This window comes from Lactococcus fujiensis JCM 16395, from assembly GCF_002441655.1.
Taxonomy (GTDB): Bacteria; Bacillota; Bacilli; order Lactobacillales; family Streptococcaceae; genus Lactococcus; species Lactococcus fujiensis.
On the sequence record NZ_JXJU01000001.1, the window covers coordinates 63,354 to 75,515 of the forward strand.

9 protein-coding genes are annotated in these 12,162 nt (G+C 36.2%); all 9 read left to right on the top strand.

What is annotated here, in order from left to right; translation table 11 throughout:
* Positions 1 to 79: 79 nt before the first annotated feature.
* Positions 80 to 1,138, top strand: coding sequence for a M24 family metallopeptidase (locus RT41_RS00330; RefSeq protein WP_096816808.1), 1,059 nt, complete (start codon positions 80 to 82; stop codon positions 1,136 to 1,138).
* A gap of 96 nt (positions 1,139 to 1,234) precedes the next feature.
* Entirely contained in the window at positions 1,235 to 1,792 is a 558-nt protein-coding gene (efp, locus tag RT41_RS00335) for an elongation factor P (RefSeq protein WP_054639043.1), read from the top strand.
* Positions 1,793 to 1,961: 169 nt separating this feature from the next.
* A complete protein-coding gene (locus RT41_RS00340) occupies positions 1,962 to 2,363 on the top strand; it encodes an Asp23/Gls24 family envelope stress response protein (RefSeq protein ID WP_054639042.1) in 402 nt (133 codons plus the stop codon).
* Positions 2,356 to 3,330, top strand: coding sequence for a transcription antitermination factor NusB (nusB, locus tag RT41_RS00345; protein WP_054639041.1), 975 nt, complete (start codon positions 2,356 to 2,358; stop codon positions 3,328 to 3,330). The genes RT41_RS00340 and nusB overlap by 8 nt, the downstream gene beginning before the upstream one ends.
* Before the next feature lie 156 nt (positions 3,331 to 3,486).
* Positions 3,487 to 5,493, top strand: coding sequence for a 4-alpha-glucanotransferase (locus RT41_RS00350; RefSeq protein WP_096816809.1), 2,007 nt, complete (start codon positions 3,487 to 3,489; stop codon positions 5,491 to 5,493).
* Positions 5,494 to 5,663: 170 nt separating this feature from the next.
* On the top strand, positions 5,664 to 6,809 hold the full coding sequence (locus RT41_RS00355; protein ID WP_054639040.1) for a glucose-1-phosphate adenylyltransferase: 1,146 nt from the start codon (positions 5,664 to 5,666) through the stop codon (positions 6,807 to 6,809).
* A complete protein-coding gene (glgD, locus tag RT41_RS00360) occupies positions 6,799 to 7,944 on the top strand; it encodes a glucose-1-phosphate adenylyltransferase subunit GlgD (protein WP_096816810.1) in 1,146 nt (381 codons plus the stop codon). Before RT41_RS00355 ends, glgD begins: the two co-directional genes overlap by 11 nt.
* An 87-nt stretch (positions 7,945 to 8,031) precedes the next feature.
* Positions 8,032 to 9,477 carry a glycogen synthase GlgA gene (glgA, locus tag RT41_RS00365; RefSeq protein WP_096816811.1) on the top strand — a complete coding sequence of 482 codons (1,446 nt, stop codon included), beginning with the start codon at positions 8,032 to 8,034 and terminating at the stop codon, positions 9,475 to 9,477.
* 186 nt (positions 9,478 to 9,663) lie between these two features.
* Complete coding sequence (locus RT41_RS00370) at positions 9,664 to 12,063, top strand: glycogen/starch/alpha-glucan phosphorylase (protein ID WP_096816812.1); 2,400 nt, start codon at positions 9,664 to 9,666, stop codon at positions 12,061 to 12,063.
* Positions 12,064 to 12,162 lie beyond the last annotated feature (99 nt).

Genomic DNA, 12,162 nt, shown 5'->3' on the forward strand with positions numbered 1-12,162 from the left:
TGATTAAAAAAGAATCAGAAAACACTAGCAGATGCTGGTGTTTTTTGCTATTATTAGAATAAATAATAAGGAGAAAAAAATGAGAATCGAAAATGTAAAATCGAAAATGAAAATAGAAAATTTGGATGGCATGCTCATCACTGATATGAAAAATATTTATTATTTGACTGGCTTTTCAGGTACAGCTGGTACAGTATTTTTAACAAAAACACGAAATATCTTTATGACAGATAGCCGATACAGTGAAATGGCGAAAAGTATAATCAGTGATTTTGAAATTATTGAAACCAGAGATGCCATCAGCAAGCTTCCAGAATTAATCAAGGCTGAAGATTTAAAGACAGTGGGCTTTGAAGAAAATGTCGAGTATAGTTTTTTTAATCGCTTGCAAGGTTTTTTAAACGAAGTTGAACTCTATGCGACAAATAATTTTCTCTTAGAACTCCGACAGTACAAAGATGAGAATGAAATTAGAAAAATTAGAAAAGCTGCAACAATAGCAGATGAAGCATTTCAAGCTGTTCTAAAGTTTATTGAGCCAGGTCGTGAAGAAATTGAGGTTGCTAATTATCTTGACTTTAAAATGCGTGAATTAGGAGCTTCAGGTGTCTCATTTGAAACAATTGTCGCCAGTGGAAAACGTTCGAGTCTCCCACATGGAGTGGCATCACACAAAGTTATTGAGTTTGGCGACCCTGTGACGATTGATTTTGGATGTTTTTACAATCATTATGCTAGTGATATGACGAGAACGATTTTTGTTGGTAAAGCAGATTCAAAAATGTCTGAAATTTATCAGACTGTAAAAGAAGCTAATCATTCCTTGATTGAACAAGCTCAAAAAGGACTATCATTTGCTCAATTTGATAAAATTCCTCGGGATGTGATAGAAAAAGCAGGATATGGACAATTTTTTACACATGGAATAGGCCATGGACTCGGTTTGGAGGTTCATGAAATTCCCTATTTTAATCAAAAAATGACGAATCAGTTTTTAGAAGTCGGAATGGTTGTAACAGATGAGCCAGGTATTTATATCCCTGATTTTGGGGGAGTCCGAATTGAAGATGATTTGTTGATCACTGAAACAGGCTGTGAAGTTCTTACGAATGCGCCAAAAGAGCTAATCGTTATTTGAAAAAAGTCAAATCTTATGGTACAATGAGATGATGTAATCCGTTTATAAAATTGTATGAACGAAAATAAATGTAATTTCTAAGGAGAATAAATAATAATGGTTGCAGCACACGATCTTAAAGCTGGTATGACATTTTTGAATGGAGACAAACTCCTCCGTGTAATGGAAGCAAGTCACCACAAACCAGGTAAAGGTAATACAATCATGCGTATGAAATTAAAAGATGTACGTACGGGTTCAACTTTCGACGATACATACCGTCCAGAAGATAAATTTGAACAAGCTGTTATTGATACAGTTGGAGCTCAATACCTTTATAAAATGGATGATACAGCTTACTTCATGAATACTGAAACATATGACCAGTATGAAATTCCAACAGAAGTAATCGAAAATGAATTGCTTTACATGCTTGAAAATGAAGATGTTAAAATTCAATTCTTCGGTTCAGAAGTTATTGGTGTTTCACTCCCAACTACTGTTGTCTTGACTGTTACTGATACACAACCTTCAATTAAAGGTGCAACTGTAACAGGTTCTGGTAAACCAGCAACAATGGAAACAGGACTTGTTGTAAACGTTCCTGACTTTGTTGAAATTGGAACTAAACTTGAAATCAATACACAAACTGGTGACTATTTGAAACGTGCATAATTCTATCAGAATTAGCAAATTTATTTTTTCCAGAGAATCACTTCAATCACCGAGGGACGATTGATTATTTCGAAACGAGTAATTTGTCCATCCATCGGAGTTCTAGTGAGATTTGTAATCAACCTTTTATCTTATCGATGAAAGATTCAATGAAAAAGAGGAATAAACTATGGCAGAAAAAACGGTTCACTCAGAAGAATTAGGCGACATTGTCATTGCTCCTGAAGTACTTGAGGTCATTATCGGCATTACAACGGCAAAAATTGATGGTGTTTACGCTTTGCGGAACAAACGTTTTGCTGATAGCCTTGGTAAAAAGGCTGAAGGACGTGGCGTGTACATCGATACAAAAGAGGACAAAGTTTCTGTAGAAATTTATGTTTATCTGGCCTATGGTGTGAGCGTTCCAAGTGTCGCTACAAAAATTCAAAAAGAAGTGAAAGAAGCAGTCGCTCAAACAACTGAAATTATAATCGATGAGGTTAATATTCATGTTGTCGGTGTTGTTACTGAAAAGTTACCAAAACCAAGTTTTGATGAACTGTTTGATGAGGGGTTCTTTAATGCCTAAGAAGCTAACGCAGCACGATATTCGCCAACGCGCAGTGCAAACACTTTATAGCTATCAAATGCAACAAGAAATGTCAGATGCTGTAATTAAGGATTTTCAATTTAATGTTGGTAAAATCGAAGCTATCTTAGAACATACACCACGTTTTGAAGTAAATTATCAAGATGACCGGATTGTGATTCGGGGATTCCAGAAACGTTTTACCAATACCTTGAGTAAACTTGTCGAGATTTATGATTTACTTGGGATTGATTTGGATCATTCCGCTTTATTTAAAGCAAATGCTTTTGTTCGTGATTTCGGTGGATATGCCAAAAAAATGCGAGATAATGAAGCGTTAGAATTATTTAATGGGATATTTGCCAACCTCAATCTTGTCAAACTATTTAGCATTGATCTTGAGGATACGCCCGTTTCAAATAAGGTTCTTGAATTTTTCCGACTACTTCCAGAAAATGCAACCGCTGAGCAAAATCTTGAAACATTTAACAAAGTTTTTGCACTTGCACATGAAAGTATTCGTGAAAAATACACTGTAGAATTCTTCAAGCCTGTAACTTTGATCCAAGAATTGAAAGCACATTTGGCCGAAGAAGAAATCAAACATAATGAAGAAGGGCTTCAGGTCTTGGGAGATACTGAGACTTATGTGTTAAATTACGACAATGAGGATGCTTTAAATGTTGAGGCACCAGAATATTTCCTGACGCTTGTCAATGGAGTTCTGGAACACAAGGCTGATTTGGAATCGAAAATTTCTGAACATTTAGCAAACAATTGGACATTTGACCGTTTGACGAATGTTGAACGAGCTATTTTGTCAGTTGGTGCATTTGAAATAGAATTTACTGAAACCCCGGATGTTGTTGCGGTTAATGAAGCCGTTGAACTTTCAAAAGATTTCAGTGATGTCAAATCAAGTCGATTTGTAAATGGGGTTTTGACAAACTTAATAAAAAAAGCATAATTAAATAATTTGAAGAAGGGATATGAATTTTCATATTCTTTTTTTATTTTTCAATTTTCTCTGGCAATTTAGCAAGGATTGCGGTAAAATATAATTATGATAACGTTTTCTTTTTAGAAATCTGATTTCAATAAAATTGAATTCTGGGAGTAAAATATGACAGTACCCTTTTCCTTAAAACCGTACGGAAATAAGCCACACCACACTGGGCTTGCAGTACCAGTTTTTTCCCTTAGAACGAAAAATTCAAGTGGAATTGGACAATTTTCTGATTTAAAAATTTTGGCTGATTTTGCTCATCAAGCAGGAATGGATCTAATTCAGTTATTGCCAATTAATGATACGACAACTTTTATGGATTGGCGAGATTCATACCCTTATCGCGCAATTTCGGTATTTGCCTTACATCCAATTTATATTAATCTCCATGACTTTTGGGAGGATTTGACAGATCGTCAACAATCGGATCTCTTAAAAGAAGAAAAAGAACTGAATTTACTTGAACAAATTGACTACGAGCGTGTACTGGATTTAAAATGGAATTATATTAAGCTTTTGTATGATAAGAAAGCGAAGAAAATACAAGCGTCAGATGCTTACTTAAAATTTATTAATAAGAATTCTTTGTGGCTTGAGCCTTATGCTTGTTTTTGTGTCCTTCGTAATCAAGAAAAAAGTGCAGACTTTTCAAAATGGGTGGACAAAACTTATTCCGAAAAGGTTTATGCGAAATTAAAAGCAAACGAGTCAACAGATGTAGAGCTTGAACTACAATTTTTCATGCAGTACTTTTTGCACCAACAATTGAAAGCTGCTATTGATTATTGCCATCAATTAGGAGTGGCTGTTAAAGGTGATATCGCAATTGGAATAGCCCATGATTCTGTTGATGCTTGGACCAATCCTGAATTGTTCAACCTGAATATGCAAGCTGGAGCTCCACCGGACGTATTTGCCGTAAATGGGCAAAATTGGGGCTTCCCTACATACAACTGGGAACGTATGGCAGAAGATAATTATAGCTGGTGGAAGCGCCGTATGCAAGCCATGAGCGAATATTTTGATGCTTACCGCTTAGATCATATTTTAGGATTTTTCCGTATTTGGGAAATTCCTCAGGAGAGTGTGCGAGGATTACTGGGTCAATTTTCACCAGCACTTGCTTTGTCAGCTGAGGAAATTGAACGGTCCTATGGCATTCCTTTACGTCAGTGGGGTGTTGAGCGTTTTACGAAACCATTTATTAAAGATTGGGTAATTGATGACATCTTTGGTCGTGATTATCGCGATCAGATTATTCAAAAATACTTGAAATATACAGGATTTGGAAACTATGCGTTTGATCAAGCCTATGATAATCAACGAAAAATTGAAGCAGCCCACATAGATGAATGGATTAGGTTAGGATTATATCAATTGCACGAGAACGTGATTTTTGTTCAAGATCATAAAAATCCTGAGTTGTTCCATCCCAGAATTTCAGTTCAGAATACCATTTCTTTTCAAGAATTTGGGGCAGAATATCAAGAACGTATAAAGAGACTTTACAATGACTATTTTTACGGTCGGAACTATAATTTCTGGAAGGATCGAGCGTATGAAAAATTGCCAGTCATCAAAGATTCGACTGAGATGCTTGCCTGTGGTGAAGATTTAGGAATGGTTCCCGATAATGTGCCAGATGTGATGTATCGCTTGCAGATTTTACGCTTAATCGTTGAACGGATGCCAAATGATGATCATTTTATGAATCCGCTTGAATATGCTCCATACCTGTCAGTGGTGACAACTTCAAGTCATGACACGAGTAATTTACGTGCTTGGTGGACTGAGGATGCTGAGACAACTCAGCGTTATTATAATGAAATTATGGGCTGGCAAGGGCCGGCGCCAAGTGTGGCATCTGCCGAGATTATAGAGCAAATTGTCAAACGTCATTTGAACACAAATGCAATGATCGTCGCCTTACCAATTCAGGATTGGTTGGGAATGAGTGAAGACTTGCGTGCTGCCAATCCAGTTGCTGAACAAATTAACATTCCAGCCAATCCGTTCCATTATTGGCGTTATCGATTACACATTGACCTTGAAGAATTGGTTGAAAATCGAGAATTTACAGACTTTTTATATCAAATAATTAGCAATTCAAAGCGGTCAAATTAGTTAAAATTACAGATATAAGTTAAAAGTAGCAAGCGTATTAAATAAAGTAATAATATCCTAAAAATTCCGAACAATACATACGATTGTGAGCGAAAAAGACTTATATCATTTTGAAAATTATGATTATGATTATAAAATTATAATAAAGAAGTACAAATGGAGGTTTCAATATGGGAATTGAAATGTTAGGTCTTATTCTCGCCGGCGGCCAAGGTACGCGTCTCGGCAAATTAACAAAAGATGTTGCAAAACCAGCAGTACCCTTTGGTGGGCGTTATAGAATCATTGATTTTGCTCTATCAAACTGCGCCAACTCAAATGTTAAAAATGTTGGTGTGATTACGCAATATCAACCTTTGGTATTAAATTCGCACATCGGAAATGGTGCGCCCTGGGGCTTAAACGGTGTCACTAGTGGTGTAACAATTCTACAACCCTATTCTTCTCAAGAAGGTTCAAAATGGTTTGAAGGGACATCTCACGCCGTTTATCAAAATATTGCTTACATTGACCAACAAAATCCGGAGTATGTCTTGATTTTATCAGGCGATCATATTTATAAGATGGATTATGAGGCGATGTTGGATAGTCACAAGGAACGTGGCGCTTCTTTGACCGTGTCTGTTATGGAGGTTCCAATCGAAGAAGCCAGCCGTTTTGGCATTATGAATACAGATGATTCTGATCGCATCATTGAGTTTGAAGAGAAACCAAAAGAACCCAAATCAAATCTTGCATCAATGGGGATATATATCTTTAACTGGAAACGTCTTCGCGAAGTTTTGGTAAACGGTTATGCCAAAGGTAATCCAATGGAAGACTTTGGGGGAGATGTTATTCCAGCATATATTGAATCTGGCGAAAATGTGTTTGCTTATCGTTTCAAAGGCTATTGGAAAGATGTGGGTACGATTGATTCTCTTCATCAAGCCAGCATGGAGTTTTTAGACTTGAATATGGAGCTTGACATTAAAGACAAAGGATGGCGAATTTACAGTAGGAATGATATTTCGGCACCTCAATTTGTCACAGCTGATGCTGATGTAAAAGACTCTCTCATCGGTGATGGATGCTATGTTTCGGGTAAAGTACATCATACGATTTTATCGCAAAATGTTCACGTTCAAAATAATAGTGAAATCGAAGACAGCTTCATTATGAGTGGCACATATATTGGTGAAAATGTGGTCATTAAAAATGCAATAGTTGGAGAAAACGCACGAATTGGCGATAATGTTCAAATTATTGGAAAACCAGATGCCATTGAAGTCATCGGGCATGGCGAAGTGAAGGGGGAAGAGAAAAATGAAGAATAGTAACAGAATGGCAGCGATCTTATCAAATGTCACACGTAAAAAAGAACTCACACCATTGACAGATGAACGCCCTATTGCGACACTTCCGTTTGACTGTAAATACCGGTTAATTGATTTTCCCTTGTCCGCATTGTCAAATGCTCACGTTGAATCTGTATTCATGACTTTTAATGAAGGTGAAACTCAGTCTGTTTTCGATCATATTGGTGCAGGTTCAGAATGGGGTTTGGATACATTTAATAGTCGCTACTTTATGTATATCCAACAAGATTTTGATCGATTAAAAGAAAAAGGTCTGCCCTATTTTAATCAGCACATTAACTTTTTACGCCGTTCAAAAGCGCCATACACTGTATTAATTGGTAGCAAATTTATTTGTAATGTGGATTTGAATGCAGTTTTAAAAATTCACAAATTAAATGGAAAAGTTGTGACAGCAGTCTACAAGAAAGTATCATCAGATTCAGCTGATGCAGAAGACACAATTATTCGTTTCAACGAAGAGGGGCATGCCATTGGTAAATTTAAGAAGGACACTGAAAATTTACAAAGTAAAGAAGCGCTTGCTTTGAGTGTCTTTATTGTGGATACCGATTGGTTGATTGAATTTGCTCAAAAAATGCAAGCAGCAGGAGAAATCGCATCTTTAGCTCACTTGTTGCGTACACATTTGGATGAGTATGATGTAAATACATATGAATACACAGGTTATATGAGCAATGTGATGGATATTAAATCTTATTATGATGCCAATATGGCCATGCTTGACTCTTCTAATTTCACCTCTTTACTTTATAGTAGCCAGCCAGTTTTGACTAAAATAAAGAATGAAGTCCCAACCTATTTTGCTAATGAAAGCTCTGTTGTTAACAGCCAATTAGGATCGGGTTGTATTATTGAAGGGAATGTAAAGGATTCACTAATTTCCCGTGGTTCAAATATCCGAAAAGGCGCAACTATTGAAAATTCGTTGATATTTACCAGTAGTGAAGTAAAAGAAAACGCGGTTCTTAAATTTGCCATCATTGACAAAAATGCGGTTATTGAAAACGGAGTGTCAGTTATCGGTACAGCTCAAAAACCAGTTGTAATTCCAAAAGGTGCTGTCGTAACTGAAGACGTTATTGAACTCTAAATTGTTAATATTTTAAAATCAGCGCTGATGGAATTCTGTCAGCGCTGATGAATGTTAACTTATTAATTAATTAAAACAGGTGAAAAAATGAAAATATTATTTGCTGCAAGTGAATGTGCGCCCTTCTTTAAAACTGGAGGACTCGGTGATGTTGCAGGTGCATTACCGAAAGAATTGGCAAAAAAATCAGAAATGGATTCTGTTTCGGTCATTCTGCCATATTTCAAAGATGAGATGAAAGATGTCTTCAAGAAAGATTTAAAAGATGAATTTTGGGATTTTGTCAACGTAGGCTGGCGTCGAGAATATGTTGGAGTTAAAAGTTTAGTTAAAGACAACGTGACCTATTATTTTCTTGATAATGAACACTATTTCGCTGGAAAAGGGCTCTATGGTTATGACAATGATGGTGAGCGGTTTGCCTTCTTTAACTTGGCAATTTGTCAGTTACTTGAACGCCTAGGAGAAATTCCTGATGTCATTCATGTGAATGATTGGCAAACGGCAATGGTTCCATTTTTGCTGAAAGAAAAATTTAATTGGATCAGTGCATATCAGAACATCAAAACAGTTTTGACAATCCACAATATGCAATTCCAAGGCTGGTTACAAGGGGATGCATTAGTTGAACTATTTGGGATGGGAATGGAACGATTCAATGAAGGTGTCGTTAGACATGACAATATGCTTAATATGTTAAAAGCAGGTTTGCTTTATGCTGACAAAGTTAATACCGTCTCGCCAAGTTATGCCGAAGAAATTAAAAGCCCAGCTTTTGGATGTGGATTAGAATCAGTTTTAAACTTTATTTCAGGTAAACTTTCTGGAATTTTGAATGGAATTGATTATGATGTTTTCAATCCTCAAACAGATTCACAAATCAATCATCATTTTTCCGTGAAAGATTTATCTGGAAAAGCGCTAATGAAGGCAGAACTTCAGGAAAAACTCGGTTTACCTGTTAGAGCTGAAGTTCCATTGATCGGAATGGTCAGCCGATTGACTGACCAAAAAGGCTTTGACCTTGTATTGTCAGAGCTAGAGTATATTTTACAGGAAGACGTTCAAATTGTCGTTTTAGGAACAGGCTTTCCCTATATCGAAGACGGATTTAAAAATTATTCAGCTCGTTTACCTGAAAAAATGTCAACAAATATTGCCTTTAATTTACAATTTGCACAAGAAATTTACGCAGGAGCTGATTTATTCTTGATGCCATCCGCATTCGAACCATGTGGTCTCTCACAGATGATCGCCATGCGTTATGGCACACTTCCAATTGTACATGAGATTGGCGGATTGAAGGATACAGTCATTCCTTATAATCCTAATACGCAAACAGGAACAGGATTTGGTTTCGTTCAATTTGATGGCCTAACATTAACAAATACAATAAAAAGTGCGGTACATTTATACCAAGATGCTTATCCAACCTATAAAAAGCTCATTTTGTCAGCAATGACAGAAGATTTTTCTTGGGAAACAAAAGCACAGCAATATGTAGACCTTTATCAGTCAATTGCTAAAATTTGATGTCCGTCATAATTAAAATACGCAACCGATTGCGTAAATTAAAAAAATTTGGTAAAATACTAATTGAAGTAGAAAAACTACTTTCCTAGAACTTGGATTCTGCTTAAATCTCAGTTTAAAATGCATCTCTGAATAGACTGACCGCAACAGAAAATCTCGTCAAGCACTAGAACATAGAGGTGTAATTTGAAACTTACTAAAAAGCAATTTAAACAAGATTTTGAAAAAAGGTTAACAACAAAATTTGCGACAGATGTCGAAAAAGCAGGACCACAGGAAACATTAGCTGCGGTTTCTTCTGTCATCAAAGCCTACTATTCGAAAATTTGGCAAGAAGACAATGAATATAAAGACGAAACAAAAAAGAAACAGGCATATTATTTCTCAATTGAATTTTTACCAGGTAAAATGCTCAAGAGTAACTTGCTTAATCTTGGAATATTAGATACTGTTAGAGAAAGCCTTAGTGACTTAGGCATTGATTTAGATGCGATTGCACAAATTGAACCTGATATGGCCATTGGTAATGGTGGCTTGGGGCGTTTGGGCTCATGTTTTCTTGACTCAGCAGCATCAACGGGTATCCCATTGAATGGGAACGGAATTCGCTATTCTTATGGTTTGTTCAAACAAAAAATTGTTGATGGCTATCAAGTTGAGTTGCCAGATTCTTGGCTAGACAATGGAAATCCCTGGGAAATTAGACGTGCTGACAAAGCCGTTGAAGTTCACTTTGGTGGAGAAGTTTGGCTCGAAGATGATGGAACTGGTCGGTTGATGCCTCATTATCGTAACCAAGAACGCGTTCTAGCAGTACCTTATGACACACCAATGGTCGGCTTTGAAAATACAACGGTAAATAATATGTGTTTGTGGCGTTCAGAAGTTCCCAAAGATTTGGATCTTCGCTTCCAAAATTTGGAATATATGCGTCAAACAGCCATGCTTTCAGCCGAACTTTACCCAGATGATTCTAATTATGATGGCCGTTTACTTCGTTTGAAGCAAGAATATTTCTTTGTCTCTGCAGGACTTCAAAGAGTTATTAATCACTTCAAGAACATCAATAAAGTTCCCGTAACACATATTGCAGACTTTATTTCTATTCACATTAATGATACCCATCCAGCACTCTGCGTTCCTGAATTTATGCGCATTCTTGTGGATGAATTTGGTATTGAATGGGAACGTGCTTGGAATATCACTGTCAAAGTAATGTCTTACACTAACCACACCATTCTTTCTGAGGCATTGGAAAAATGGCCTGAAGAAATGGTCAAAAATTTATTGCCACGAATTTACCAAATCATTTTGGAAATTGACCGTCGTCGTACAGCTGATCTCCTTCCAAAAGTTGGTGCAAAACTTGTTCATAGTACACGGATTGTCAAAGATGGTCAAATTCATATGGCTAATTTGGCAATTATTGGTTCACATTCGACAAACGGTGTCGCTAAACTTCACTCAGACCTACTTAAAGATGTTGAACTTCATGATTTCTATTTGATTTATCCAGAACGCTTTAATAATAAAACTAATGGGATTGCTGACCGTCGTTGGAGTCAAATTGCAAATGAGCGTCTGTCAGGTGTTTTAGATGAAACAATTGGGAAATCATGGCGTCATAATTTGAACGAATTAAAACTACTTGAAGCATATAAAAATGATGAAAACACATTGGAACGCTTGCAAGCAGCAAATTTTGATAATAAATTACGATTGGCTGAATATATTCAGGAACACAATGGAATTACGGTGAATCCAGAGGCTATTTTTGATGTTCAAGTCAAACGATTGCATGCCTATAAACGTCAATTGTTGAATGTTTTACATATTTTGAAACTTTATTTTGATATTAAGGATAATCCTGAAATTGAGATGGTTCCACGTGTCTTTATTTTCGGAGCAAAGGCAGCACCAGGTTATCATTATGCAAAATCAATCATCAAATGTATCAACGAAATTGCCAATATGGTAAACAATGATAAAGACGTAGCTGATAAGCTCAAAGTTGTCTTTATGGAAAACTACAATGTTAGTCTTGCAGAAATTATCATTCCAGCAGCAAATGTGGGTGAACAAATTTCGTTAGCTTCAAAAGAGGCTTCAGGAACTTCAAACATGAAGTTTATGTTAAATGGCGCGTTGACCATTGGTACGCTTGATGGTGCTAATATTGAAATCTTCGAAGTTGCTGGAAAGGGTAATTATTTCAAATTTGGCTTAACTAAAGATGAAGTTTACGAATATTACCGAAATGGCAATTACAATGCACATGATATTTACGAACAAAATCCAATTGTGCATCGCATTTTAGATGCTTTCATAGACGGAACAATTCCTAATATTTCTGCCGAAGGTCCAGAAGTTTTTGATTCATTAACGACATATAATGATGAATACTTTGTCCTTCGTGATTTTAATGATTATGTTCGTGCCCAAAAGGATTTAGAAAGACTTTATAAAAATAAAAATGCGTGGGCGCAAGCTAGCTTGATGAATATCGCTAATGTAGGTAAATTTAGCTCAGACCGTACCATTAAAGAATATGCAGATGATATTTGGCACGTGCATGAAAAAAAATAATTAAATAAAGCTCAATTCTCTTGCTTTATAGGAGCAGTTTTGCCATTAAATTGATTAATGGCAAATCAATTTCCATAAACAGAAAAATCGATGAAATGA